The organism is Streptomyces sp. NPDC048825, from assembly GCF_043198355.1.
Classification (GTDB): Bacteria; Actinomycetota; Actinomycetes; order Streptomycetales; family Streptomycetaceae; genus Streptomyces; species Streptomyces xiangluensis.
Map to the genome: position 1 here is coordinate 95,156 of NZ_JBICUR010000025.1, position 26,513 is coordinate 121,668.

Annotated in this window: 17 protein-coding genes and 1 pseudogene; 11 read left to right on the forward strand and 7 right to left on the reverse strand. The window is 69.8% G+C overall.

The window, feature by feature from the left end; translation table 11 throughout:
* Positions 1-153: 153 nt before the first annotated feature.
* From ACGFNK_RS40965 to ACGFNK_RS40985, 5 genes are all read left to right on the forward strand, one after another.
* Complete coding sequence (locus tag ACGFNK_RS40965) at positions 154-1,317, forward strand: FAD-dependent oxidoreductase (RefSeq protein ID WP_393424975.1); 1,164 nt, start codon at positions 154-156, stop codon at positions 1,315-1,317.
* Complete coding sequence (locus ACGFNK_RS40970) at positions 1,314-2,339, forward strand: amidohydrolase family protein (protein ID WP_393424978.1); 1,026 nt, start codon at positions 1,314-1,316, stop codon at positions 2,337-2,339. Before ACGFNK_RS40965 ends, ACGFNK_RS40970 begins: the two co-directional genes overlap by 4 nt.
* Positions 2,340-2,351: 12 nt before the next feature.
* A complete protein-coding gene (locus tag ACGFNK_RS40975; RefSeq protein ID WP_393424981.1) occupies positions 2,352-3,290 on the forward strand; it encodes a VOC family protein in 939 nt (312 codons plus the stop codon).
* Between the two features lie 197 nt (positions 3,291-3,487).
* Complete coding sequence (locus ACGFNK_RS40980) at positions 3,488-4,459, forward strand: fumarylacetoacetate hydrolase family protein (RefSeq protein ID WP_393424984.1); 972 nt, start codon at positions 3,488-3,490, stop codon at positions 4,457-4,459.
* Complete coding sequence (locus ACGFNK_RS40985) at positions 4,456-5,205, forward strand: SDR family NAD(P)-dependent oxidoreductase (RefSeq protein WP_393424987.1); 750 nt, start codon at positions 4,456-4,458, stop codon at positions 5,203-5,205. Before ACGFNK_RS40980 ends, ACGFNK_RS40985 begins: the two co-directional genes overlap by 4 nt.
* A gap of 127 nt (positions 5,206-5,332) precedes the next feature.
* Here ACGFNK_RS40985 and ACGFNK_RS40990 read toward each other — a convergent pair whose 3' ends face one another.
* Positions 5,333-5,746 (reverse strand): DUF6069 family protein, encoded by a 414-nt coding sequence (locus tag ACGFNK_RS40990; protein WP_393424990.1) that lies wholly within the window; start codon positions 5,744-5,746, stop codon positions 5,333-5,335.
* A gap of 438 nt (positions 5,747-6,184) precedes the next feature.
* On the opposite strand from ACGFNK_RS40990, the gene ACGFNK_RS40995 reads away from it, so the two are divergent.
* Positions 6,185-7,189: a sugar ABC transporter substrate-binding protein gene (locus ACGFNK_RS40995; protein WP_393424993.1), complete on the forward strand. Its 1,005-nt coding sequence runs from the start codon at positions 6,185-6,187 to the stop codon at positions 7,187-7,189.
* Between the two features lie 112 nt (positions 7,190-7,301).
* Here ACGFNK_RS40995 and ACGFNK_RS41000 read toward each other — a convergent pair whose 3' ends face one another.
* The 3 genes from ACGFNK_RS41000 to ACGFNK_RS41010 form a co-directional block, all read right to left on the reverse strand.
* On the reverse strand, positions 7,302-8,099 hold the full coding sequence (locus ACGFNK_RS41000; protein ID WP_393424996.1) for a leucyl/phenylalanyl-tRNA--protein transferase: 798 nt from the start codon (positions 8,097-8,099) through the stop codon (positions 7,302-7,304).
* On the reverse strand, positions 8,096-11,368 hold the full coding sequence (locus ACGFNK_RS41005) for an amino acid adenylation domain-containing protein (protein WP_393424999.1): 3,273 nt from the start codon (positions 11,366-11,368) through the stop codon (positions 8,096-8,098). Before ACGFNK_RS41005 ends, ACGFNK_RS41000 begins: the two co-directional genes overlap by 4 nt.
* 72 nt (positions 11,369-11,440) lie before the next feature.
* Positions 11,441-14,620, reverse strand: coding sequence for a putative bifunctional diguanylate cyclase/phosphodiesterase (locus ACGFNK_RS41010; protein ID WP_393425002.1), 3,180 nt, complete (start codon positions 14,618-14,620; stop codon positions 11,441-11,443).
* Positions 14,621-15,016: 396 nt separating this feature from the next.
* Between ACGFNK_RS41010 and ACGFNK_RS41015 the strand changes: the two genes are divergently transcribed.
* Complete coding sequence (locus ACGFNK_RS41015; protein ID WP_393425005.1) at positions 15,017-16,207, forward strand: MFS transporter; 1,191 nt, start codon at positions 15,017-15,019, stop codon at positions 16,205-16,207.
* A gap of 271 nt (positions 16,208-16,478) precedes the next feature.
* Here ACGFNK_RS41015 and ACGFNK_RS41020 read toward each other — a convergent pair whose 3' ends face one another.
* Positions 16,479-17,483, reverse strand: a complete 1,005-nt coding sequence (locus tag ACGFNK_RS41020) for a LacI family DNA-binding transcriptional regulator (RefSeq protein ID WP_393425062.1) — start codon at positions 17,481-17,483, stop codon at positions 16,479-16,481.
* Positions 17,484-17,714: 231 nt separating this feature from the next.
* Between ACGFNK_RS41020 and ACGFNK_RS41025 the strand changes: the two genes are divergently transcribed.
* The 4 genes from ACGFNK_RS41025 to ACGFNK_RS41040 all read left to right on the forward strand — a co-directional run bounded on the left by ACGFNK_RS41025 (position 17,715) and on the right by ACGFNK_RS41040 (position 22,059).
* Positions 17,715-18,668, forward strand: a complete 954-nt coding sequence (locus ACGFNK_RS41025) for a TIM barrel protein (protein ID WP_393425008.1) — start codon at positions 17,715-17,717, stop codon at positions 18,666-18,668.
* A gap of 9 nt (positions 18,669-18,677) precedes the next feature.
* Entirely contained in the window at positions 18,678-20,111 is a 1,434-nt protein-coding gene (locus ACGFNK_RS41030) for a sugar porter family MFS transporter (protein WP_393425011.1), read from the forward strand.
* A gap of 65 nt (positions 20,112-20,176) precedes the next feature.
* Complete coding sequence (locus ACGFNK_RS41035; protein WP_393425014.1) at positions 20,177-21,196, forward strand: Gfo/Idh/MocA family protein; 1,020 nt, start codon at positions 20,177-20,179, stop codon at positions 21,194-21,196.
* On the forward strand, positions 21,193-22,059 hold the full coding sequence (locus ACGFNK_RS41040; protein ID WP_393425017.1) for a sugar phosphate isomerase/epimerase family protein: 867 nt from the start codon (positions 21,193-21,195) through the stop codon (positions 22,057-22,059). Before ACGFNK_RS41035 ends, ACGFNK_RS41040 begins: the two co-directional genes overlap by 4 nt.
* A gap of 441 nt (positions 22,060-22,500) precedes the next feature.
* On the opposite strand, the pseudogene ACGFNK_RS41045 reads toward ACGFNK_RS41040, so the two are convergent.
* Together ACGFNK_RS41045 and ACGFNK_RS41050 are read right to left on the reverse strand one after the other, a co-directional pair.
* Positions 22,501-24,246 (reverse strand): annotated as a pseudogene (locus ACGFNK_RS41045) (RICIN domain-containing protein); the annotation flags it as partial.
* Between the two features lie 117 nt (positions 24,247-24,363).
* A complete protein-coding gene (locus tag ACGFNK_RS41050) occupies positions 24,364-26,502 on the reverse strand; it encodes a beta-galactosidase (protein ID WP_393425020.1) in 2,139 nt (712 codons plus the stop codon).
* Between the last annotated feature and the right edge of the window lie 11 nt (positions 26,503-26,513).

The following is a 26,513-nucleotide window of genomic DNA, read 5'->3' on the forward strand; positions in this document are numbered from 1 at the left end:
CCCGGCGCCCCGAAGGGGCGCGGGGAACCGCGCGACCAGCCACAGACAGCCCGCAGCTTTCGTACCGCACTCTCAGCGGAGCGCTCGGCGGGCGACAGCCCCACCCCCGGCCGCCCGAAGCCGTGCGGCCCAACCCCGGGAGGTATCCCCGACATGGCTGACAACTTCACCCTCCCCCCGCCTCCGGCTGGGGGCGCCCCCATCGTCCTGGTCATCGGCGGAGGCACCTCCGGAAACGCCCTGACCGTCCTGCTGCGCCGGGCCGGGATCGCCGTCGACCTCGTCGAGGCGAGCCCCGACTGGAAGGCCTCCGCCGGCTCCGGAATCACCCTTCAGGGCAACGCGCTGCGCGTGCTGCGCGAGGTCGGAGTCCTCGAAGGGATCGAGAAGGACGGATACGCCGCCGACGGCCTCGCTGTCCTCGCCCCCGACGGCACCGTGCTGCACGCCCACGAGGAACTCCGCACCGGCGGTGACGACCTGCCCTCTCACATCGGTATGGGGCGCCCCAGGCTCCAGCAGCTCCTCATCGACCAGGTGCGCGCCTCGGGCGCCGATGTCCGCCTGGGCACCACGGCCACCGCCTTCCAGCAGGACGGCGAGGGCGTGGACGTGACCTTCTCGGACGGCACGAGCCGGCGGTACGACCTGGTGGTCGGCGCCGACGGGCTGCACTCCGCCACCCGCTCCATGATCGGCATCACCGACGAGCCCCAGCCCACCGGCATGGGTATCTGGCGTGCCCCCGCGCCCCGCCCGGCCGGTGTCCGCCGCACCGAGATGATCTACGGCGGCCGCTGTTTCATCGCCGGGTACTGCCCGACCAGCGAGGACACGGTCTACACATACCTCGTCGAACCGGCCCGCGACCGGGCCTCGCTGGACCCGGACGCGTACGCCGACGAGATGCGGGCGCTCAGCGAGGGCTACGGCGGCGTGTGGGAGGAGCTCCGCGCCGCGTTCACCGACCCGAAGGCCGTCAACTACACGTGGTTCGACCGGCATCTGGTGGAGGGCCCGTGGCACCGCGGCCGGGTCGTGCTCATCGGGGACGCCGCCCACGCCTGCCCGCCCACCTTCGCCCAGGGCGCCGCGATGTCCCTGGAGGACGCCCAGGTCCTCGCCGACCTGCTGACCGGCCGGGACTCCTGGGACGACCAGCTCCTCACCGACTACCACGCCAGACGGCTGCCCCGTGTACGCATGGTCGTCGACGCCTCCGTCCAGCTCGCCCAGTGGCTGCTCGACGGGGTGCGCGACGCGGACGTGCCCGGGCTGATGCACCGCACCCTGAGCGCGCTGAAGGAACTCCCGTGACCCGGTCCCCTTCGACTCCGACGATCGACGTCCACGCCCACCTGCTGCTCCCGGAGGTCGAGGCAGCCGTCGCCGGTCACACCGGCCTCGCCGAGGCCCGCGATCTCGACGCCCGCCGCAACGGGCCGGCGGCCCTTGCCGTGAACGGTCCCATGGTGGGCGCGCGAGTGCCGAGGCTGACGGACGTGACCGCGCGCCTGGCGGCCATGGACGCGGCCGGCGTGGACGTGCAGCTGGTGAGCCCCTCGCCGTCCCACTACCACTACTGGGCCGAGCCCCAACTGGCCGAGCGGGTGTGCCGGCTGGCCGACGAGGGCACCGCCGCGCACTGTGCCAAGGCCCCCGACCGGCTGCACGGCCTCGGGCTGATCCCGCTCCAGCACCCCCACCTCGCGATCGCTCTGCTCGATCACGCCCTGGACCAGGGACTGAAGGGCGTGGAGATCTCCTCGCATGCGCCGGGGCCGGGCGGGACACGGGCGGTGGAACTCTCCGACCCGCGGCTCGCGCCCTTCTGGGCGCGAGCGGAGGAGACCGGCGCCCTGGTCTTCCTGCACCCGTTCGGCTGCACGCTCGACGAGCGACTGGACCAGTGGTACCTGTCCAACACGGTCGGCCAGCCCACCGAGAACGCCGTCGCCCTCTCCCACCTGATCTTCTCCGGTGTCCTGGACCGCCATCCGGGCCTGAAGCTGATCGCGGCGCACGGCGGCGGCTACCTCCCCACCCACATCGGCCGCTCCGACCACGCCTGGAGGGCCCGCCCCGACGCCCGGGACTGCGCCCGTGAGCCGAGCGGCTACCTGAAGCAGCTCTACTTCGACTCCCTCGTCCACGACCCGCACGTACTGCGGGAGCTGGTCCGCACCGCCGGGCCGGACCGGGTCCTGCTCGGCTCCGACTACCCCTTCGACATGGGTACCGAGGACCCGCTGGGCGCCCTGCGCGCCGCGGACCTGCCCGACGCCGACTTCCTTGCCATCCGCGGCGGAAACGCCGCCGCCCTGCTCAACCTCGCCTGAGGAGGAACCCCCATGAGCAACCGCCTGCTCACCCACCTGCGGCACGTCGACCTCGCCGTGCCCGACTACGACAAGCAGCTCGACTTCTACGCGGACGTCTGGGGCCTGACCAAGGTCGCCGAGGACTCCGGGATCTCCTTCCTCGCCGCCGAGGGCAGCCCCGAGCAGTACGTCGTACGGCTGCGCGAGGCCGACGAGAAGCGCCTCGACCTGGTCTCGTACGGGGCGGGCAGCCCGGCCGACGTCGACACCCTGGCCGGGCAACTCCTCTCCCAGGGCGTGCAGTTGATCTCCCAGCCGGGGAAGCTCGACACCCCGGGCGGCGGTTACGGCTTCCGCTTCTTCGACGTCGACGGCCGCACCATCGAGGTCTCCGCCGACGTGGAGGCGCGGCAGCACCGCCGCGTCGAGGAGAAGGAGTCGATCCCGGTCCGCCTGTCGCACGTGGTGCTCAACTCCCCGGATCTGAACAAGACCCGTGAGTGGTACGAGCGCCACCTCGGCTTCCGTCTCTCCGACACGCTGGGCTCGCCGCACATGGGCGAGGTCATGCACTTCATGCGGATCAGCAACCAGCACCACTCGATGGCCATCGCCAAGGGGCCGCACACCTCCCTGCACCACGTCTCGTTCGAGATGCGCGGCCTGGACGAGTACATGCGCGGCTCCGGCCGCGTGATGCGGGCCGGGTTCCGCAAGCTCTGGGGCCCGGGCCGGCACCTGGCGGGCGACAACACCTTCACGTACTTCCTCGACCCGCACGGCAACACCGTCGAGTACACCACCGAGTTGGAGGAACTGGACGAGGACACCTGGCACCCCCACGTCTACGACTTCTCGGAGCCCGAGGTCTCCGACCAGTGGGGCACCGCGAACCCGATGAACGAACTCATCGTCAAGGAGTCGTTCAACGACGTCGACCGCGGCGTGTTCGTCGCCCCGCCGGTCTGACCGTCCGGCGTCCGACCGTCCGGCGACTTCTGACCGTCCGACCGTCCGGCGACTTCTGATCGTCCGACCGTCCGACCGGCAAGGTCCCCAGGTCACCGGGGCGCGGCGATCCCCTGTCAGCCCTGATTGCCCGCCGTGCCCCGGGCTCCCCGTGCCCTCCCGCCCCACGCCATCGCCCATGCCGACAGGACCCTTCCATGCGCTTCGCCACGTACGAACACCGCGACCAACACCATGTGGCCGTCGTCGACGAGGACGGCACGCTCCGCCCCCTGCCCGGTATCCAGTCCCTGACCGGACTGCTCACCGAGGGGGGCGGCCTGACGCAACTGCTCGAGACGGGCACCAGGACGCTCGACGCCCTGGCTGGTCCCCATGTCTCCGAGGTGCGTCTGCTGCCGCCGCTCCAGCCGCCCACCGTGCGGGACTTCGTCACCTTCGAGGAGCACGTCGAGGGCGTACGGCGATCCGTGGACGGGGCCGCGGGGGTGCCGGAGCGGTGGTACGCGGCGCCGACGTTCTACTTCACCAACCCTTACGCGGTGTACGGCCCGCACGACGACATCCCCGTGCCCCCGGGATCGAGCGTGCTCGACTTCGAGCTGGAGGTCGCCGCCGTGATCGGCAAGGAAGGCCGCGACCTCACCCCCGAGCAGGCCCGCGACCACATCGTCGGCTACACCGTCTTCAACGACTGGACGGCCCGCGATCTGCAGTCCGCCGAGATGAGGGTCGGCCTCGGCCCCTGCAAGGGCAAGGACACCGCCACGACGCTGGGTCCCTGCCTGGTCACCGCCGACGAGCTGGAGAAGTACCGGGACGCGGACGGCTTCCTGCGTCTGGCGCTGACGGCGGAGGTCAACGGGGAGGTCGTGGGCAAGGACCTGCTGTCCAACATGAGCTGGACCTTCGAGGAGCTGGTCGCCTACGCCTCGCGAGGTACGGTCGTTCGCCCCGGCGACGTCCTCGGTTCCGGGACCTGCGGCAACGGCGGCTGTCTCGCCGAGCTGTGGGGCGTACGAGGCAGGCAGGAGCCGGCGCCGCTGAAGCCCGGTGACACGGTCACGCTCACCGTCGAGGGCATCGGCACGGTCTCCAACACCGTGGTGGCCGGCGCCGCTCCCGTGCCGGTGCCGACCGCCCGGCGCCGCAGCCGGGAGCGGCCGTGACCGACTTGAACCCCAAGCGTCTTCTCGGCAAGGTCGTGGTCGTCACCGGCGCGGCCGGCGGTCAGGGCGCCGCGGAGGCCGAGGCACTGACCCGCGAGGGCGCCCGGGTGATCGCCACCGACGTGACGGAGGCACCGGGCTGCCGCCGCCTCGACGTCACCTGCGAGAAGGACTGGGCGGATCTCGCCGCCGAGCTCAAGGAGTCGTACGGGCAGGTGCACGGCCTGGTCAACAACGCGGGCGTCACCTGGCGCGCCCGCATCGACCACGTACGGCCCGAGGACATGGCCCGGGTCCACGCGGTCAACGTCACCGGGCCGCTCCTCGGCATCCAGCACCTGATTCCGCTGATGCCCCCGGGGGCGTCGATCGTGAACGTCGGCTCGTCGGCGGCGCTGACCGCGCACTACCCGGTCGCGTACACGGCGAGCAAGTGGGCGCTGCGCGGCCTGTCGAGGACCGCCGCCATGGAACTGGGGCCTCGTGGTATCCGTGTGAACATCATCCATCCCGGCTTCATCGAGACGGACATGACCGCCTCCGCAGCGCCGGCGTTCCGCGATGCGAACCTCCGCGAGACACCGCTCGGCCGCACCGGGACCGTCGACGACATCACCCCGCTCGTGACCTTCCTCCTCTCCGACGACTCCGCCTTCATCACCGGCGCCGAGATCCCCGTCGACGGCGGCCTCACCGCACACGGCGGCGCCAAGTCGATCTCGGACGCCCTGCGTCACGGCACCTGAACAGCAGCAGCGGCAACGGCAACGGCAACGGCAGACTGACACAAGTCGTGTAGGTCATGGACGCGGGGGGGGGGGGGGGGGGGCCCCCCCCCCCCCCCCCCCCCCCCCCGACGCCTTTCGCGTGCCGTTACGACAAGGGCATCACCTTGCGGTAGGCGAACACCGCGACGACCGCGACCGCCACGTGCATCAGCAGCAACGCCACGACGCCGGCCGCTCCGCCTTCACCGAAGAGCAGGAAGTCGGGCACGAAGGAAACCGCGACGACGGTCGGCACCAGCCATCGCAGCAGCGCTTCGGGGTCCTTCGACACCTTGCGGATGATGGCCCAGCCGATGGCCCCGGCCACCACCCCGACCGTTGTCAGGAAGATGTACGAGCCGGGCATGAGCGGCTGGAAGTCGTCGGGCGCACCCACGGCCAGGGCGAGGAGGGCAAGCACCGCGTCGGCCAGAGAGCCCACCCCGATCGCGGCAAGCACACCTCCCGCCACGACGAGCGGTCCACGGCGGGCGGTGACTGCCTCAGAGGTAACGGACATGGCAACTCCAGGGTGGGGACTGCGGGAAGAGCTCCGAAAGGAATGTTTCAACTTCAAAGCAGAGCCTCCCTGAAGGTCGTTGAAACTTCAAGCCCTACACCTGGAGCGCGACAGTCCGCCTCCATCCGCGGCAGGAATTCCTCCGCCTCGACCTCTGTCGGGACATCCGGACAAACCTGTTGACAGCACCAGGGGGCAGCCCCATAGTTACCTAGCACTAGAGCGCGCTAATGATGCGCTCTAGTCACGGAAGGCGAGGTGGTCGTACCCATGCGACTGCCGCGGACAAGCGACAACGGTCCCGCCGCCTCCCCAGCCCCCTCCCACGGCACACCCACCCCCTGGGCCGGGCGTGCTCCGCTCCGGGGTACCTGAAGTCCTTCGAGCCAGGCCCCCTCCCCATATCAACCCCCGACCGCACAGTGAGGTGCAAGGGACATGCACAGACACCACCGAACCGCGGCTCTCGCCGCCACCGTCCTCGCCGGCACCCTGCTCGCAGCCGGCTGCTCCAGCAGCTCCGGTGGCAAGGAGTCGGAGGAAGGCGGCGCGGAAGCCGCGGCGGGCAAGGCGAGCACCCCGAAGATGACCGTGGCCATGATCACCCACGCGGCTCCCGGCGACACCTTCTGGGACCTGATCCGCAAGGGCGCACAGGCCGCTGCCTCCAAGGACAACGTCAAGCTCGTCTACTCCAGCAGTCCCAACGCCGCCGACCAGGCGAACCTGGTGCAGAACGCGATCGACCAGAAGGTCGACGGCATCGCGCTCACCGCGGCCAAGCCGGACGCCATGAAGGACGTCGTGGCCAAGGCCAAGGCGGCCGGTATCCCGGTCGTCGGCTTCAACTCCGGCCTGGACGACTGGAAGGACCTCGGCATGCTCGAGTACTTCGGGCAGGACGAGAACATCGCAGGCCAGGCGTTCGGCGAGCGCCTCAACGAGATCGGCGCCAAGAACGCCGTCTGCGTGGTCCAGGAACAGGGCCACGTCGCCCTGGAAGCACGCTGCGCGGGCTTGAAGAAGGCGTTCGAGGGCAAGACCGAGAACCTCTACGTCAACGGCGCCGACATGCCGTCCGTGAAGTCGACGATCACCGCCAAGCTCAAGCAGGACTCGTCCATCGACGAGGTCGTCACGCTCGGCGCCCCGTTCGCGCTGACCGCAGTCCAGTCCGTGGCCGACGCGGGCAGCAAGGCCAAGGTCGCCACCTTCGACCTCAACAAGGACCTGGTGAACGCCGTCAAGGAGGGCAACGTCCAGTTCGCCGTCGACCAGCAGCCCTACCTGCAGGGTTACCTCGCCGTGGACGGCCTCTGGCTCTACAAGAACAACGGGAACTTCAGCGGCGGCGGCACCGCACCGGTCCTGACCGGTCCGGCCTTCGTCACCGAGGAGAACGTCGACGCCATCGCCAAGTTCGCCGAGAAGGGCACACGGTAACGACCAGGCGGTCGCGGGTCCTCGACCCTCACAGGGCTTTCAGGCCGGCCCCTCCGGGGCCGGCCCGCTCGCTCCTGACTTGACACGGGAGCGAGCAGCGCGACGAACGCGGTCAGCGCGCTCCCGTCGGCTGGGCAAGGCGGCGGGCGGGCAGGACGGCGGTGGGCATCGGGAGACCGTTGCCCACGCTGTGGCTTAGGTGTCGCACGTACTGCTCTCGCGGTACGAGAATGCCGCCCAGGTCGTGGACGTGCGGGCTGTCCCGCTGCGCGTCGAGCAGCACGCCGCCGGCCTGGGCGAAGCGCGCCGCGAGGTCGGTCACCGCGACCTTCGAGGCACCGGGACGGTGGTAGAACATCGAGTCCATGCTGAAGACCGGTCCGACCTGGATGCCGAAGACGCCGCCGATGAGATCACCGTCCTCGCCGTCCTCCCACACCTCGACGCTGTGCGCATGACCCAGATCGTGCAGGCGGACCAAGCTTGCGATCAGTTCGTCGGTGAGCCACAGGGGGACGCGGCCGGCGCGGCATTCGCGGACGACCTGTTCGAACCGCCGGTCCAGGCTGGTCGACCACGGCAGCCGGTTGCGCACCCGCCGGGCGAGGCTCCGGCTGAGGTGGGTGGCCGAGACGGGCAGCACCGGCCTGGGGTCGGGCGACCACCAGGAAACGGCGTAGGGATCGGCCGAGTCCTCCCCCACGAGCGGGATGCGGCCCTCCTGGACCTGATCGGCGAAGACCACCTCGTTGAGGGCGCGGGTGTACTCGTCAGATGCCGGGAACGGATAGACCCCGGCGCGGTACGCCGCCAGGATGCCGGCGGGACTGAGGTCGGTGCCGAAGGCCACCGGACCGTCGGGCGCCGCTTTCAGCACATCCAGCGCCTCCCAGCAGGGGCATCTGCTCACCACCGTGCCGCTCCCTGCCCTTGGCTCTTCACCGGCCTGACGTCGTCGGCCTGTTGGAGGAAGTCGATGTAGCGGTCCATCATCTCCGCGTCCACCGGCGGAATGTCGATCCCGGCGTCCACCAGTGCCCGTTCCGCGTTGCCGCGGCTGAACTCCGTGAAGACGCCCTGGAAGTACATCTCGCTCACGGTGATGTCGGCGCGGGCGCACCGGTCGACGAAGAGCGGGACGAACGGGGTGATCGCGTCGGTCGGATGCCCGGCCGCGTACTTCACCAGAGCGGCGATCCATTCGGCGTACGGGATCTCCTGGACCGGGTAACCCCGTCGGCGCAGCCGCTCGGCGAGCGAATTCAGCAGCGTGGGACGGGGGTTGGTGAGGTGGTAGACCTCGCCGCGAGCGGGATGGAGGGTGGAGATGTGTCCGATGGCGCGTGCGAGGTGGTCGGCCGGCAGGAAGTCCAGCGGCAGCGGGACGTCGGGGCACAGCCCGGTCCGCGTGATGAACTCGAAGAGGGCGGCCAGCTCGCTGCTGGTGTTCATCACGCCGGTTCCACTGCGGCCCGTGATGTCCATGAGGCGGTAGACGGCGACCGGCAGGCCCGCGTCGGACGCCTTCTTCAGCAGCGCCTCGGCGACCCATTTGGTCTCCACGTATCCCACCGACAGATACTCGGGGAAGCTCAGTGGCGTGCTCTCCGTCACCTCGTGCACCCCGGCCGGCCCGAATCCGGCGAGCACCGCCATGCTGGAGGTGAAGTGGACGGGGACGGCCCGGCCGGCGGCGAGGCGGATGATCTCGTATGTTCCGTCGACGTTGGCCGCCCGCAACTCGTGGTACGGGTAGATGAAGTTGACCTGGCCGCCGAAGTGGTAAACGGCGTCGATGGTCGATCCCAGCTCCTCGAACCGGCTTGGGGACAGCCCCAGTCCGGGCTTGCCCAGGTCGCCTACGACCGGCTGGACACGCTCGCTGGACAGATCGCCGAGGACGTACCTCTGGTGGCTCGCCCGGATCCGCTCCATGCCGTGCTGCTCGTCGGAGGCCCGGACCAGGCAGAGGATCCGTCCCGTCGTCCTGCGGAGCAGTTCGTCGATCATGTGCGCGCCACAGAACCCCGTCGCCCCGGTGAGGAGGACGTCGCCGGGGTGCCGGGGGTCCGGAGCCGGCGCGTCATGGCCCACTGCCGGAACGCGCCGACCGGTCTCGGCGGCGAAGTCGACGCTTCCGCCGTCCGGGTGGGCCAGCGTGCCGGCACGTGCCTGGCGCACGGACTCGGCGAACGCGGCGAGCGTCGGATACCGCAGCAGTGAACGGGTCAGGTCGCGGATCTGTGTGATGCCGATACCGAATACGACGCGGGTCCGGGCGAGCATTTCCATGGCCAGCAGCGAGTTGCCGCCGAGCTCGAAGAAGTCGTCGCGCGGACGGACGTAGTCCACATCCAGGATCTGGCCCCACAGCTGGGCCATCCCCTGCGGCACCGGACGGTCGTCGGCGCCGGCCGTTGTCGCGGTCCCGGGTTCCAGCACGGCCCTGCGGTCCAGCTTTCCGCCGGGTGTGACGGGCAGCCGCTCCACCGCGTGAAAGGCTGCCGGGATCATGTAGCCCGGCAGGACCTGGGCGAGTGCCGACCGCAGCCGTGCGCGCAGCACCTCCTCGCCGCCGGCCGGCGGCGAGGTCGGCGTGAAGTATGCGACGAGGTCCCGGTCGCCGCCGGCGCGTGTCCGGGCCACCACCATCGCCTGGCCGATCTCCGGGTGGGAGGCGAGCGCGGCCTCGACCTCGGCCGGGTCGACCCGGAACCCGCGGATCTTCATCTGGTCGTCGATCCGGCCCAGCACTTCGAGGTTGCCGTCCGAGCGCCGGCGGCCCAGATCGCCGGTGCGGTACATCCGGTCCCCCGGCGCCAAGCCGTGCGGGTCGGGCAGGAACTGCTGTGCGGTCAGGACGGGTTGCCGCCAGATACCGCGCGCCAGCCCCCGACCGCCGATGTAGATCTCGCCGCGCTCGCCGGGCGGCACCGGGCGCAGTTCGGCGTCGAGCACGTGAACGTGATTCCCCTCCAGGGGCCTGCCGATCGGGGCGACGGCGGTGTCCGGCACGGCGAGCACCTCCTCGTTGAGGTCGCAGAGCGTGGAGGTGATGGTGGTCTCGGTGAGCCCGTAGGCGTTGACGAGCCTCGCGCCGGGAATCCGGTGCAGAATTCCGCGGCAGTCCTTCGCGGTGACGATCTCACCGCCGACGATGACGAGCCTCAGCGATGCGAGGCTCTCGTGGCGGTCCGGGGCGGAGACGATCCGATGCCAGTAGGCGGGGGTCAGGTCGGCGACAGTGATCCCTTGCTCCGGGAGGCGGTGCAGCAGGTCGGTGGGCGCCCACGTATGCGTTCCCGCGAGGACGAGTGTCGCGCCGCTGATCAGCGTGGCGAAGATCTGCTCCAGTGAGGTGTCGAAGCCGAGCGCCGCGGCGTGCAACACCCGGTCGCGGGGGGTCAGTTCGTAGGCCCGGGCCGCCGTGGTGAGGGAGTGGGCCAGCGACCGGTGGCTGATCATCACTCCCTTGGGAGGCCCCGTGGATCCGGAGGTGTAGAGCACGTAGGCGAGGTCGTCCGGCCGCGGGCACCGTGCCGGCCGCGGGCCCTCCGACAGCGCCTGCGCGGCCTGATCCCCGGCGTGGACGATCCGCGCCTCGCACCCGGCGAACTTCGGAGCGTGCTCGCGGCTCGAGACGATGAGGCGTGAACCGGTCTCCTCGACCAGTCCGGCCATCCGTTGCCGCGGCATCGCCGGGTCGAGGGGCAGGAACGCGCCGCCGGAGTTCAGCACCGCCAGCAGCGCGACGACCAACTCGGGCACGCGGTCGAGGCACACGGTGACGACGGACTCCGCGTCGACGCCTGACTCCAGAAGCTGGTGGGCAAGCCGGTCCGCGCGGCCGGTCAGCTCGGCGTAGCTGAGCCGGCCCTCGTCCGAGAGCACCGCGAGGGCGGACGGGTCACGCCGTGCCCGCTCCCGGACCAGCTCGGGCACGGTGCTCGGCCCGGTTTCCGGGGGCCGCCGCTCGGCACGGGCGCTCGCGGGCCGCATATCGGTCCACAGGCGGTCGACCAGGCTCCCGCACGACGCGGCGGACTCCGGTCCGCCGATCCGATGCCACCCGGCCGGAATCCGGCGACCGGCGGGCCAGATCGCGTACTGCTCCTCGTCGTTGCGCAGCACGAGGCACAGCGCAACGGACTCTGCCGACGGGCGGTCACGTTCCGTCACCGTGGGTCTCCTGCCTCGCGCGGTGTCCTGCGGAGCATGACCTGCGCGTTTCGCGGGAGAGGGCCGCCGCCATCACCTTTTCCTTTCCGCGGGCGCCGCAGGCCTTCCGGCCAGGCGACCGAGCGGCGGCGCGAGGACGAGGCGCTCCGCCTCCTCGGCGCTGACCGGCTCGGCGAAGAGATAACCTTGGCCGAGTCGGCAGCCCATGGAGATCAGCGACTCCTGCTGCCTCACGTCCTCCACTCCTTCGGCGATCACCGTGAGACCGAGTGTGTCGGCGAGATGCGTGATGCCCTCGACCAGGGCGTACTGCTCGGGCGAGCGCCCGAGTTGGTCGACGAACGACTTGTCGATCTTGAGTATCGAGATCGGGAACTCCCGCAGATAGCTCAGCGACGAGTAACCCGTTCCAAAATCGTCAATCGCGAAGCGGATCCCGAGGTCGGTGAGCGAACTCATCTCAGCCAGGATGCGCTCGTCGTTGTACATCAGCACACTCTCGGTCAGTTCCAGTACCAGAGACGACGGTTCGATACCGGAGAGTTGCAGGGCGCGCCGGACCACGTCGTGGAATTCGTCGTCCCGGAACTGACGCGGCGACACATTCACGCTGACGTAAGGTGCGTTGCGGTCGGCCGTCCCGTGGCGCAGCACGGAGTCCTCCCACCGGACGGCCTCGGCCGCGGCCTGATCAAGTACCCAGGCGCCGAGCGGAACGATCTGCCCGCTCTCCTCGGCCAGCGTGATGAACTGCTCCGGCAGCACCATGCCGCGCGTGGAGTGGGGCCAGCGAACGAGTGCCTCGAAGCCGGCGATCCGCCCGCTGGTCAGCTCCACGATGGGCTGGTAGAGCACCATGAACGACGTCTCGATCGACGAACTGTCCAGCCCCTCCTGCAACTTGGCACGCTCGGCCATGCCGCTCTGCAGCTCCGGGTGGTACCGGCGCCACTGGCGCTTGCCCGCCGTCTTCGCCGCGTACAGGGCGAGATCGGCGTGTGTCAGCAGTTCGACCGAGTCGATGCTGTCCTCCGTCGTCGCTACGCCGACGCTGGCGTATGTGCTCACCGGCCCCACACTGAGCCGGAACGGCTCGGCGAACGCGGTCATCACGTGTTCCGTGAACCGCTCCACGCCCTCAGGCGCGATGGAGCCCTCGACCAGCAGTGCGAACTCGTCACCGCCGATGCGCGCGGCGGTGTCGGAGGCACGGACGGTGGTCTGCAGCCGGAGTGACAGCGCGACCAGGAGTTCGTCGCCCACACTGTGGCCGTGTATGTCGTTGACGACCTTGAAGTCGTCCACGTCCACGAAGAGCACGCCGACCACCGTGCCCTCGCGCTGAGCCTGCACCAGGGCGTGGTTGATCCGCTCCTGGAAGAGCACGCGGTTGGCCAGGCCGGTGAGCGAGTCATGGAACGCCTGGTGGGTGAGTTCGCGTTCGAGCTTGCGCTGTTCGGTCACGTCCCGCAGGGTGAGCACCACCCCGCCGACGGTGGCCTCCTCGCGAAGGTCGCTCCACCTCACCTCGACCTCGATGATCGACCGGTCGGTGCGGACCATGCGCCAGTGCTCGCGCATGGTCTGGTACTCGCGGCTCCGTATCCGGCCGAGCGTCTCGACCACCGTGCGGCTGTCCTGCGGCGGCACCAGATCGATGAGCTGTGTGCCCTCCAGGTTCGGAATGCCCAGCACCTGGTCGGCGGAAGGGCTGGCGTATCGGACCCGGTCGTCGTCGTCGAGGATCAGGATGACGTCGGAGGCGTTCTGCACCAGTGTGCGGAAGTACATCTCGCTGTTGCGCCGGTTGACTTCCTCGGCCAGGGCGACCCTCGCCACGGCAAGTGCCGCCTGTGCAGCGAGAGTCGCCAGCGTGTCTCGGAACACGAGCAGGTCGTGCTCGTCCCCGGCCACGATCAGTGCCCCGATCAGCGGATCGCCGGAGGGGTGATCCTGTGAGACGAGCGGGCAGACCAGCACGTGGCCGGTGCGGGTCGGCTCCTTGTCCGGGCCCGTGAGGCGGGCGGCAAGATCGGGCCCCGCACCGTCGAGGGCCACCAGGCGGTTCTCGCCGGACGCGATCAGTTCCCGTACGGCTGCGGTCATCGGCGCAGACGGCGGCCCGTGTGCGCCGCCGTGCGCCCCATTCACCCAGAGCATGTTGTCCGGCACGGTGAGCAGCGCGGAACGAGGCGGGCCGTGCGGCATCAGCTCCGTCACCGCGGAGTGGACGGCGGCGGCCACATCCGGCAGATCGCCCGCTCCGCCCAGCGACGACACCGCGTTGCGCAGCACCTTCTCCCGGCCGACCGCCCGCCGGTGGGTGGCCACCACGCCCGCCAGGCGGTAGAGCACGAGGAGGAAGAGCACCGCGGAGAACACCCCGATGACGCCGGTGTTGGAATTCACGCCGCGGACCGCCTCCGTCAGGAGGATGGTCGGCGCGATCAACGACGCCAGGGTGAGCAGGCTCAGCCGGCCCGTGCCGGTCTCGGCGCGCCATTCCACCGGCTGGGTGAGCGACCGCATGGTCGGATCGAGCGCGGCGGCCGCCCAGGCGCCGTACAGGACGGCCCAGCCGAGATCGACCCAGGTACCCGTGCGCCAGGTCCCGTTCAGTTGAATCAGGCCGTAAGCCACGTCGGCGGTGAGCAGTCCGACGGTGCCCGCGGTGAGCAGCATGAGCGAGCGGCTCTTGCCGCCACGGCCGGCGAGCAGGCGCAGCAGCATCGCCAGTACGAGGATGTCGCCGAGCGGATACGCGATGGAGAACGACTTCTGCACCCAGGTGAGACCCTCGACGCGCGCGTACGGATCGATGAGGTAAAGCCACGACAGCAGCGCCAGGCCGACGGTCAGCGTCAGCGCGTCGACGAGGCTCGCGCGGTCGCGCCAACTCGTGCGCCAGTGCACGAAGCCCAGCAATGCCGCCGCATAGAGCGGATATGCCGCGAGATAGAAGCCGTCGGCGATCGATGGGAACGGGATCTCCTCGTCGAGCAACTCGATGAGGACGATCTGGGTGGCCTGGCCCGCGGCGAATGCGAAATTTCCCGCGGCGAGCAACAACCAGGGGAGTCTGTGCGCGGGACGGTTGAGAAGGATACCCAGGGTAATTCCGATGACGCCGGTGGCTCCAATGCCGACGAAGATCAGCCGCTGTTCCGGAAACAGGTAGTAGAACACGGTCAGCACGACAATGCATGTGCTGACCGCAGCCATCGCGGCCTGGCTTCGCAGTCGCGCGTTCATCCCAGCTAACCTCCTTGGAGGGCCACTTGTCGGGCGGACGAGCTGGGCGAACGGCACTGGGCGACGGCGGAGAAGCCCGTGGGATCGGGCTGACAAAGGAGGAGAATTCTCCTGGGACGGGGCTCGGCCCCGGTAGCCTCTGAACCGATCGCCTCTGTACGCGGTCGATACGCGGTCGCCGTTTACACGGTCGCCGGTATATGGGCTCCCTCTCGCCGAGAGATCGACGTGTCTTCTTCAAGCTAACTCGGCTCGCCATTTCCCGCACGTGCAGGGAGAGGTACCGCGTCACGTCGCGGCATACCGCGCCATACGTGAAAATGGCGTACACGGAGGACGCAGTAACCGGACCGGATCCGCCCAGCGACGATCGGCTCCTGACGGAGCGTGGAGTCCATGCTCTCCGATTACCGCCGAATCTTCTCTCCTGCGGGCAGCCTGCTCTTCTCCGCCGCGGGCTTCGTTTCACGCCTTCCGATGTCGATGATCGGCGTCGGCATCATCACCATGCTGTCGCAACTCGGCGGTGAATACTGGCTCGCCGGCTCGGTCTCCGCCACGCAGGCGCTCGCCACCGCGGCGATCGCTCCGCAGATCTCCCGGCTGATCGACCGTCACGGCCAGCGCCGGGTCGTCCTCCCCGCGATGGCCGTGACGGTCGCCGCCATCTGTGCGCTGCTGCTGTGCGCCCGGTATGCCGCCCCGGAATGGACGCTGTACGTCGCGGCGGCGGCAGCGGGCTGCATGCCCAGCATGGCCGCGCTCGTCAGGTCCCGCTGGTCGGAGGTCCACCGGGAGTCGCCGCGGCTGCTGCACACCGCGTACTCGCTGGAGACGGTGCTCGAGGAGGTGATCTACGTCGTCGGCCCAGTCCTGGCGATCACGCTGTCCACCAGCGTCTTCGCCGAGGCAGGTCCGCTGGCGGCCGCGGTCCTGCTCGCCGTCGGTGTCCTGCTGTTCGCCGCCCAGCGGCGCACGGAACCGCCGGTGCGCCCCGGGCCGCAACGCGCCCGGGGCTCTGCGCTGCGCATCCCGGGACTCGGCCTGTTGGTGCTGACCGTGACGTCGGTGGGCGCGTCCTTCGGTTCGGTTGAGGTCGTGACGGTGGCGTTCGCCGACACACACCACCACAAGGCGCTCTCGGGCCTGCTCCTGGGCGTGTACGCGCTCGGCTCGGGCCTGGCGGGCGCGGTGTTCGGCGCGGTCAGGCCGCGGGGTGCGATCACACGGGGATTGCTGGTCAGCGTCTGGGCGATGGCGGTGACGATGGCACCGCTGCTGTTCGCGCCGAGTCTTGCGGCACTGGCGGGGATGCTCTTCGTGGCGGGCATGGCCATCGCGCCGACCTTGATCACCACGATGGGGCTCGTGGGCCGCCTGGCGCCGGCCTCTCAGCTCACCGAGAGCATCACCTGGATCGTCTCAGGCCTCTCCGTCGGGGTGGCTCTGGGCTACGCCACGTCCGGGTGGGTGGTCGACGCGGCCGGGGCCTCAGCGGGCTACGGGGCGTCGTGCGCGGCGGCCCTGCTCGCCGCCTCGACGGTCTCCCTCGCCCTGCCACGGCTGGCCCGCGCCGACGCGCAGTGAGCGCGGCCAGGCCCGCCATGCCGGCGCTCCGTCCGGACCCTTTTCAGCAGGGGCGGTTTCCAGGGCAACGCACGCATCGGCCGACCGCTGCATGCTCGTGCGGCGACGATCACGCGTCACAGGCCGACAGTGCCGGCGTCCGGCGCCGCGGGTGGTCCGGACCGGTCCGGCTTTCGTCACCGAGGGGAACGTCGACGCCATCGCCAAGTCCGCCGAGAAGGGCACACGGTAACGACCAGGCGGTCGCGGGTCCTCGGCCCTCACCGAGCCTTCAGGCCGGCCCCTGCTCCGGGGCCGGCCCGCTCGTTCCGCGCACCACCAGTTTCGGGTCCAGGACCGCCTCGCGCGGCTCCAGTTCCCCGTCCTCCAGGCGTTCCACGGCGAACCGGACCGCGTACTCCGCCATCAGGAGCGAGTCCTGGCGGACGGTGGTCAGGCCGATCGGCATCAGGTGAGACAGGTGACTGTCGTCGTAGCCGACGACGGACAGGTCCCGCGGGACGTCGACGCCGGCCCGCGTCAGAGCCATCAACAGGCCCATCGCGCACCGGTCGTTCCCGGCGAGGACCGCCGTCGGCAGCGGCTCCCCGCGATCGCGTTCCGCCAGCAGCAGGCGGCCTGTCTCGATGCCGGACTCCTCGGTGTGATCCCCGGGGATCACCCGCAGTCCGGAGTGCAGACCGTGACGGCGCATCGCGGCCCGATACGCCCGCCGCCGCTCGGCCGAACCAGGACCCCGGCCGCCGTCGATGTGCACGATCCGGCGGTGCCCCAGCTCGTAGAGGTGGTCCATGGCCTGCCGTACGCCCTTGCCCTCGGCGGTGTGCACGCTGTCGACGCGGGTCTGGGGCACCCGGCGTCCGACGGAGACGGCGACCGTACGGTGGCCAAGGGCATCGAGGTCCGCAGCCACCGTGTCCGGGCCCAGCAGGATCACCGCCTCGCAGCGATGACTCAACAGGGCCTCGACGGCCTTCGCCTCGCCCCTCCCCTGGCCGGTGGCGGAGAGCAACACCTCGTAGCCGAGCCGCTCGGCCTCGGGATAGATGCCCTCGACGAGGTCGGCGTGGAAGGTCTGGTGGACGGTGAACATCACGCCCAGCGTGCGGCTGCGGCCACGGGCCAGCAGCCGCGCCGCGTTGTCGGGGCGGTAGCCGATCTCGTCGGCGACGCGCAGTACGCGCTCGCGGGTCTCCTGGCTCGCCCCCGGCTGGTCGCGGAAGATGATCGAGACGAGCGCCCTGGACACGCCCGCCTTCGCGGCGACGTCCACCATCGTGGGCCGCTGTTTGCCCGACGCACTCACCTGTGAACCACCCTTCGACGCGCCCACCATACGGGCAGTCCTGAAATCTCCCGGCAACAAGCTATTGACATGACATTTGGACAGGGGCCATCGTACTCGCACTAGCGCGCGCTAGTAGAGCGCGTCAGTCAAGTCCTCCTGCTGACAACTCCCCGAGCTTCCCCAAACCCCCACCCGTTCCCTCTTCGAAGGACGTGCACTATGGCAACGACGCCGTCCCCCCTCCGCACCGTCGTGGGCAACCTGTGTCTCGGCTCGGCCCCCGACTCATGGGGCGTCTGGTTTCCCGAGGACGAGCACCAGGTTCCGTACACCCGCTTCCTCGACGAGCTGGCCGCGGCCGGTTACCGGTGGCTGGAGCTGGGCCCGTACGGCTACCTCCCCACGGACCCGCAGCGGCTGAAAGCGGAGCTCCACGCCCGGGGGCTCCAGGTCTCCGGCGGCACCGCGTTCGGCGCGCTGCACCGGCCGGAGGCCTGGGACGACATGCTCGCCCATGTCCGGCAGGTGGCCGCGCTGACCGCCGCCGCGGGTGCCCACCACCTGGTCTTCATCCCACCCATGTACCGGGACGAGAAGACCGGCGGCTTCACCGAGTCGCCCGAGCTGACCGCCGAGCAGTGGGCGGGCTTCGGCCGGGCCGCCGACCGGCTCGGGAAGCTGCTCCTGGACGAGTACGACGTACGCCTCGTCATCCACCCGCACGCGGACAGCCACATCCAGACGCAGCCGGAGATCGAGCGGCTGCTGAACGAGTCGGACTCCCGATACACCAACCTCTGCCTGGACACCGGGCACGTGGCCTACGGCGGCGGGGACAACCTGGACCTGATCCGCCGGTTCGGGGAGCGCGTCGGCTACGTCCACATCAAACAGATGGACCCGGAGATCCTCGCCCAGGTGGCCGCCGAGAACCTCTCCTTCGGCGAGGCCGTCAAGCGCGGTGTGTGCGTGTCACCTCCGGCGGGTGTGCCGAAGCCCGACGACGTGGTCGCCGAACTCGCTGAGCTGGACGCCGAGTTGTTCGTCATCGTCGAGCAGGACCTGTACCCGTGCGCTCCCGAGGTGCCGCTGCCCATCGCGGTCAGTACGCGCGACTACCTGGCCGGCTGCGGACTGGCCGGTACCCGGCGCCCCGCCCTCGACGACAAGTAGGAGGTGACCATGGACGTCAGCAAGGACACGGCTCAGGCTCCCATTCCCGCCACCGCCGTCCCGGACGACGCTTCGCCCACGGTCAAGCGGCGGCTGCGGGTCATCACGCTCATCGCCACCTTCGGCGGACTGCTCTTCGGTTACGACACCGGCGTCATCAACGGCGCCCTGCCGTACATGACCGATGACCTCGGCCTGACCCCGTTCACCGAGGGCATGGTCACCAGCTCGCTCCTCCTCGGTGCCGCGCTCGGCGCCGTCACCGGCGGGCGGCTGTCGGACGGGCGCGGACGGCGCCGCACCATCCTCGTTCTCGCCGTGGTGTTCTTCATCGGCGCGCTCGGCTGCACGCTCGCCCCGAACACGGCGGTCATGGTCGTGGCCCGGTTCGTGCTCGGCCTCGCGGTCGGTGGCGCGTCGGTGACCGTGCCGGTCTACCTCGCGGAGGTCTCGCCCGCCGAGCGGCGCGGCGCCCTGGTCACCCGTAACGAACTCATGATCGTCAGTGGGCAGTTGCTCGCCTTCACCTCGAACGCGATCATCGCCCGGGTGGGCGATGAGTCGGGCGGCGTCTGGCGTTGGATGCTCGTCATCGCGACCATCCCCGCCGTCGTGCTGTGGTTCGGCATGCTGGTGATGCCCGAGAGCCCGCGCTGGCTGGCCTCCCAGAGCCGCTTCGGCGAGGCCCTGGAGGTCCTCAAGCAGGTGCGCTCCCAGCAGCGGGCCGAGGCCGAGCTCGCGGAGGTGTCCTCGCTGGCCGTGAAGGACGAGCAGGAGAAGCTCGGCGGCTGGCAGGACATGAAGAGCACACCGTGGGTGCGCAAGCTGATGTTCGTCGGCTTCGGCATCGCGATCGTGCAGCAGATCACGGGCGTGAACACGATCATGTACTACGGCACGCAGATCCTCACCGACGCCGGCTTCGCCGCGGACAGCGCGCTCACGGCGAACATCGCCAACGGCGTGATCTCGGTGCTGGCGACCTTCGTCGGCATCTGGCTGCTGGGCCGGGTGGCGCGCCGCCCGATGCTCATGGCCGGCCAGATGGGCACGACCGCCGCTCTGTTGCTGATCGGCGTCTTCTCCCTGGCGCTGCCCTCCGGAGACGGCCGGGCGTACGCCGTGCTCGCCATGACCGTCACCTTCCTGGCCTTCCAGCAGGGCGCGATCTCGCCGGTGACGTGGCTGATGCTGTCGGAGATCTTCCCGATGCGGATGCGCGGCTTCGGGATGGGTGTGGCGGCCGTGGTGCTGTGGCTGACCAACTTCGTGATCGGTCTGGTCTTCCCGTCCCTGGTCGACGGGATCGGGATCTCCAACACCTTCTTCCTCTTTGTGCTGGCGGGCCTGTTCTCGCTCGCCTTTGTGAAGCGCTACGTCCCCGAGACAAAGGGCCGCACGCTCGAGACGCTGGAAGCGGAACTCAAGGCCCGCTTCTCCTGAACCCCCTCTCCCTGTGGGCCGCCAATGGACTCCCGGCCCCGCAAGCCCTTCGAAGGGATACGGCCATGACCGTACGTGTAGGTGTCGTCGGCGCCGGAATGATCGGCCAGGACCACATCCGGCGCCTCACCGAGGTGGTCACCGGGGCCACCGTCACCGTGGTGACCGACCTCGACTCGGCCCGGGCCGCCGAGGTCGCCGCCACCGTCGGCGCCGCCGTGCTGCCAAGCGGCGCCGAGCTGATCAACTCCCCCGACGTGGACGCCGTCCTCGTCACCTCCTGGGGCCCCACCCACGCCGAGCACGTCCTGAACGCCATCGCGGCCGGCAAGCCCGTGTTCTGCGAGAAGCCCCTCGCGACGACCGCCGAGGACTGTCTGCGCATCGTCGAGGCCGAGCGCGCGCACGGCAGCCGCCTGGTCCAGGTCGGCTTCATGCGCCGCTTCGACCCCGGCTACCGCCAGATGAAGGAGGTCCTCGCGGCCGGCTCCCTCGGCGCACCGCTGATGGTGCACTGCGCCCACCGCAACCCGACGGTCCCCGACGCGTACCACTCCGCGATGGCGGCGCAGGACACAGCGGTCCACGAGATCGACGTACTGCGCTGGCTGCTCGACGACGAGATCATCTCCGCCCAGGTGGTCACGCCGCGCGCCACGAGCAAGCGGTTCGAGCACCTCAAGGACCCGCAGATCATGATCTTCGAGACCGTGAGCGGCGTGCGTATCGACCTCGAAGTCTTCGTCAACTGCCAGTACGGCTACGACATCCAGTGCGAGGTCGTCGGCGAGGACGGCCTGGTCCGGCTGCCCGACCCGTCCGCCGTGGGCATCCGCACCGCGGCCCGGCACGCCACGGCCGTCACGCAGGACTGGAAGGTCCGCTTCGCGGAGGCCTTCGACACCGAGTTCCGCGAGTGGATCGCCTCGGTCACGGCGGGCGCCGAGCCCACCGGCCCGTCCGCCTGGGACGGCTACGCCGCCACCGTCATCACCGACGCCGCCGTCCGCTCCCTGGAGACCGACGGCACGGTCGTCTCCGCCGACATGAAGCCCCGCCCCGCGTTCTACGGAGGTGCCGCGTGAGAATCGCCCTCGACCCCTATATGTTCCGCGCCCTGCCGCTCGACGACATGGTGCGCACAGTCACCGAACTCGGCTACGAGTACATCGAGTTGTCCCCGCGCGACGACTTCATGCCGTTCTTCCTGCACCCGCGGGCGGACGACGAGCGCGTCGCGGCGTTGAAGAAGTCCCTGCGCACGCACGGCGTTCAACTGTCCTCGGTGCTGCCGCTGTACAAGTGGTCCTCGCCCGACGAGACCGAGCGGCAGACCGCCGTACGGTACTGGAAGCGGATGATCGAGATCACCGCGGACCTCGAATGTCCGCTGATGAACTCGGAGTTCAACGGCCGCCCCGAGCGCGCCGCCGAGAGCGAGGCGGCCTTCTGGCGCTCGCTGGAGGAACTGCTGCCGGTGTTCGAGCGCGAAGGCATCGCTCTGAACCTGGAGGCCCACCCGGACGACTTCTGCGAGGAGAACACCCCCGCGGTCGACCTGGTCCGCGCGATCAACAAGCCCTGGGTGAACTACCTCTACTGCGCCCCTCACACCTTCCACCTCTCGGGGGCGGATCCGACAGCGGACATCGCGGCGATGATGCGTTACGCCGGCGACAAGCTCCAGCACGTGCACATCGCGGACTCCTTCAACCACAAGGGCTCCAGCGGCCTGCGCTACATCCTCAACCCGCCCGGCACCCCGGCCCGTATCCACCAGCACCTGGACATCGGCCAGGGCGAGGTCGACTGGGACACCTTCTTCGGCACCCTGCGCGAACTGAACTTCGATGGCGTCGCCACGTCCTGTGTCTTCGCCTGGGAGGAACGGGCCCGGGATTCCTCGGCGTTCATGCTGGACCGCATCAGGAAGGAACTCGCGGCCTGAGACCGGCCGAAGGGTTCGACGCGGTCGGCGACCGAACGGCCGTGCAGGGCTGAGGAGCGGTGAGCCCGCTCCTCAGCCCTGTGATGTCTTGTGGCCCTCAGATCACCGGCCGGAAGCAGATCACCGGACCTTGGCCGTGTCCCACATCAGCGGCCCGTCGTCGAACTGCACGGCGATCTTGACCTGTGTCCCGGCTGCGAGGGTTCCCGGGAGCGCCACGCTGCCCTTCTGGGCCTCGTCGAAGGAGACCGGGCCGAGGTCCGTGACCTTGCCGTCGGCCGCGAACACGTAGACCTGGCCGGTCTTGTTCGCGTGCAGGGCCGTGCCCGCGGGGTCCGAGGCGGCGGCGTTCAGCGACAGGGTGGCGTTCCTCCCGACGGTGCTCGCGGTCAGACGCTTCGACCGTGTGTTCTTCGTCAGGGCCGCGGAGGTCGGTGCCTGCTGGACGAGCTGCCACTCCTGGGAGCCGTCCGCGACCGCGTTCTGGAGGGTCAGCGGCGCACCGGCGGATGCACCGGTCAGGTACACGTTGGTGTTCTTGGCCGACTGGAACTTGTAGTAGCCGTCAGCGGTCCTGGTGAGGTTCCAGAGGCCCGCCGGGGTGTCGTCGACCCACTGGCCGATCCGCTGGCCGACCGTCGGATTCGCCGTCCAGATGCCCGCGGCACGGCCGCCCGACTTGTTGAGCAGCGTCAGGGCACCATCGGCCTTGGTGGCCAGGTGCCAGTACTGCGTGTCCTTGTTCGCCACCGAGCCGGCGTCCTCCAGGCGGACGTCGGGAACGTCCCCGTTGCCGATGTTGGCGTCGTTGGTCTTGCCGCCGGTGCCGATCACCTGCCCGGTCTTGCGGTTCACGAGCTGGTAGTAGGCGCCGTCCGAGCGGCCTTGGTCGACCTCGGAGTGGGCGATCGTCGAGGTGCCCTGGTGGTTGAGGATCGAGATGCGGCCGGTGCCCTGGACGTACTGCAGGTTGCGGCTGTAGGAGGCCGGCGAATTCGTCTGGTACTCCTTCCACACGCCGTCGCTGCGTCCGCTCTCGTTGACCCAGACGTTGCCGCTGCCCGCGGCGTTGTACACCAGGCGCCCGTCGGGGAGGTTGATGACGACCGGGCTTCCGTTCACCGCGAGACGACGGGAACCGGCGTCGACCGGCAGTGAGGTGACGGGGTTGTCCGTGGAGCCGCGGTAGAACTTCAGCGGGTCGTCGGCGATCACGTACCGGGTGTTGGTTCCGCCGCCCCAGTACTCGTAGGGGAGCAGCCACTTGCCGTCCGTCGTCGGGACGACGGTCGTCATGCCCGGCCGGCCGCCTCCGATCTGCGTCTTGCCGCCTCCCATGTCCTGGGTCAGGCCGGCGACGTCGACGACGGGCTCGCTCCACTGCGCGCTGCGGCCGTTCCAGGTCTTGTGGACCAGGATCTGGCCGTGCGAGTCCCGGGCGGTGTCGTTGTCCGGATCCAGCTTCGGCACACCGGTGACCGGGTCGAAGCCGAGGTAGTCGTTCTCGTCGGAGTAGTAGCAGACGAGTTGGCCCTTGTGGACCATCAGGTACGGCTCCCAGAGGGGATCGACCTGCTTGTACGTGTTCGCCTTGGCGACGTTCCTGCCGATCGCGCCCGCGCTGCCGCCCTGCCAGCCGCCTGTCGCGATGACGTTGAGGACTTTCCAGCTCTCGCCTTCGTCGGTGCTGGAGTACAGGGCGAGAGCCATGTCACTGCGGTCTCCGTCATTGGACGGCGTCCAGTTCGGGTCGGCTGCCTTGTTCTCGAGGTAGTAGTGGTCGTCGCCCGTCACGATGGTCGCCAGGAGCAGCGTGCCCTTCTTCAGTTTGCCGACGTCCTGCGGAAGCGTGTAGAGGAACGGGCTCGCCCAGTTGCTCTTGTACTTCGCGTACTTGGGGTCGCTGGAGAGGTACGCCGGAGCCTTGACGTCTGCCAGCGGCTGCCACGAGGTTCCGTAGTCGTCACTCTTGTAGACCGGCATCGTCTCTCCGTCGGCGCTGCCCGTCTCCGGGACGACCGTGGCCTTCTCGAATGCCGCGACGAGACGTCCGCTCTGCAACTGCGCCGACTTGACGTAGATCGCGCAGTTGCCCCGGCCCTTCAGACACGGTTCATTGCCGAGCTGGTACAGGATCCCGCCCGTCGGGTTGTACGCCTGCGCGCTGCTCATGGTCAGGCCCAGCATCGCTGAACCCGCGACGAAAGTTCCCAGCGCTTTGCCAAGTCTTCTGCTCTGCACAGCCCCTCCTGGGGGATCGGGGATGGTCATGGTGATGCTCGCGAGGTTGGATCAGAGGTTGGATCAGGAGACGAGTACGCGTACGTCCCAGGCGCCGAGGTCCACAGCTGTGCCCGCGGGGACGGACGTGCCGTTCAAGGCGTCGGTCATCGCCAGGGGGGCCCAGACGCGGGCGGGCTCCCAGCTCCAGTTGTGGACGACATGGACGCGGCGCCCGTCGGGGGACGTGCCGGTCGTCGCGGTGACCGATTCCGGCAGGTCCCGCCAGCCGTGGCGTGCGGAGGGTGCCAGCCAGGTCGCCAGCGCGCGGGCGAGGGCCCGGCCGGGGACCGTACCGACATACGTGATGCGGCCCTCGCCGTGGCGGCGCGTGGTGACCGCGGGCCAGCGGCCGAAGTGCGGGTGGTCGTACGAGGCCAGCACGTCGGCGTCGGTGACGGTCAGGCCGTCGGCCCAGCGGGTCGCCGTCGCCTCTTGCGGCAGTTGCAGCGGGCTGCCGGGTACGGGGTGCACCGGGAGGTCGCGCGCGAGGTTGCTGAACTCGTCGTACGTGACGCCCGCGGCCTCGGTGAGACGTCCGGGTGCCGCCTCGTGCCGGGCTCTGGCCTCGTGGTCGGCGTATCCCGTGCGCGGGCCGAGGACCAGGTGACCGCCCGCGTCGGCATAGGCCGCGAGCCAGTCGAGGGTCGTGTCGGCGGCGATGTACAAGCCCGGTACGACCAGCACGGGGTGGCGGCGTGCGGCCTCCTCCGGCGCTGGACCCTCCTGCTCACCGCGCGGGTCGTGCAGCTGCCGCGCGTGCACGATCCGCACCTGGCGGCCGGCCTCGAAGGCGCCGCGGTAGAAGGGGTCGAAGATCCGGTGATAGGCGGCGGGGTCGGGGTCGCCGTCGGAGGTCGCGAGCGGGGGGTGCTTCTGCATGAGCCACTTGCTCGGCGTCGAGTAGACCATCGTGATGTCGGCGTCCGGTTCGAGCCCGGCGACGAGCGGGCCTGCTTCCTCGAACTCGGCGCCCAGGCGGGCGAGTTCGGCGTACGCGCGGCCGGGCTGACCGCTGTGGGGAAGGACTCCGCCCCAGTAGGTCTCGGCGCCGAAGTGCAGCGTCTGCCACTGCCAGTACTCGATCATCCGCGCGCCGCGCGCCACGTGTGCCCATGCGGCCTGCCGCCACTGTCCGTCGTAGGCGGGGCGGTTGTCCCACGGGGTGCCGATGCACTGGGCGTTGGTCTCGGTGACCAGGAACGGCTCCTGGCGGGAGGAGAACATCCAGTCCGCGGTCTGGTACATCGACCAGACGCCGGTGGTCTTCCACATCTGCTCGTGGTCGTCGGGCGTGGGGTCGGGGAGCAGGAGACCGTCCTGCATGTCGTAGTACGGGTTGCCGGAGGCGATGTCGAGCCGGGCGGACAGCTCGTCGTCCTGCACTCCCTGGCGTGTGTACGAGATGCAGGTGGTGACGAACTGCTCGGGGCGGACGTACTCGCGCACGATGTCCGCCTGCCAGCCGATGAACTCGGTGACCTGGCGAGCCTGGAACTCCCGCCAGCGGACGTCGTATTGAGGCTGGACGTTGCCGTCCGGCGTCCACAGGTCCGCCCACGTCGACAGTCGGTGGGACCAATACACCAGGCCCCACTCGCGGTTGAGGGTCTCGACGTCCCCGTACTTCTCGCGCAGGTGGTCGACGAAGCGCTGGAAGACGCCCTGGTTGTGGAGGAGATGCAGGCCCGGCTCGTTGTCGACCTGCCAGCCGATGACCGCCGGGTGGTCGGCGTACCGGGCGACCATCTTGCGGATGATCCGCTCGGCGTGGAAGCGGAAGGCCGGGTGGGTGAAGTCCACCTCCTGGCGGGCGCCCCAGCCGATGCGGTCGCCGGTGCCCCGCTCGCCCGTGATCTCCGGGTACTGCCGGGCCAGCCACGGCGGCACCGCGTACGTCGGCGTGCCGATGATGACGGCGATGCCGCGCTCGTGGGCGCCGTCGAGGACCGGCTGGAGCCAGTCGAGGTCGAAGCGCCCGCTCGTAGGCTCCCAGGTCGACCAGACCGATTCGCCGACCCGGATCACGGTGAAGTTCGCCGCGGCCATCAGGTCGAGGTCGGTCTTGAGCCGTTCGTCGGGCCGCAGTTGGGGGTCGTACGCGGGCGTGTACTCGTGGTAGTACGCGGCGCCGAACAGGACGCGGGCAGGCAGATCCGCCATGAAGGAACCTC

Coding starts and splice junctions, on each gene's coding strand:
- ACGFNK_RS40965 (WP_393424975.1), top strand. CDS start 154: ATGGCTGACAACTTCACCCTCCCCCCGCCTCCGGCTGGGGGCGCCCCC.
- ACGFNK_RS40975 (WP_393424981.1), top strand. CDS start 2,352: ATGAGCAACCGCCTGCTCACCCACCTGCGGCACGTCGACCTCGCCGTG.
- ACGFNK_RS40980 (WP_393424984.1), top strand. CDS start 3,488: ATGCGCTTCGCCACGTACGAACACCGCGACCAACACCATGTGGCCGTC.
- ACGFNK_RS40990 (WP_393424990.1), bottom strand. CDS start 5,746: ATGTCCGTTACCTCTGAGGCAGTCACCGCCCGCCGTGGACCGCTCGTC.
- ACGFNK_RS40995 (WP_393424993.1), top strand. CDS start 6,185: ATGCACAGACACCACCGAACCGCGGCTCTCGCCGCCACCGTCCTCGCC.
- ACGFNK_RS41010 (WP_393425002.1), bottom strand. CDS start 14,620: ATGAACGCGCGACTGCGAAGCCAGGCCGCGATGGCTGCGGTCAGCACA.
- ACGFNK_RS41015 (WP_393425005.1), top strand. CDS start 15,017: ATGCTCTCCGATTACCGCCGAATCTTCTCTCCTGCGGGCAGCCTGCTC.
- ACGFNK_RS41020 (WP_393425062.1), bottom strand. CDS start 17,483: ATGGTGGACGTCGCCGCGAAGGCGGGCGTGTCCAGGGCGCTCGTCTCG.
- ACGFNK_RS41025 (WP_393425008.1), top strand. CDS start 17,715: ATGGCAACGACGCCGTCCCCCCTCCGCACCGTCGTGGGCAACCTGTGT.
- ACGFNK_RS41030 (WP_393425011.1), top strand. CDS start 18,678: ATGGACGTCAGCAAGGACACGGCTCAGGCTCCCATTCCCGCCACCGCC.
- ACGFNK_RS41035 (WP_393425014.1), top strand. CDS start 20,177: ATGACCGTACGTGTAGGTGTCGTCGGCGCCGGAATGATCGGCCAGGAC.
- ACGFNK_RS41050 (WP_393425020.1), bottom strand. CDS start 26,502: ATGGCGGATCTGCCTGCCCGCGTCCTGTTCGGCGCCGCGTACTACCAC.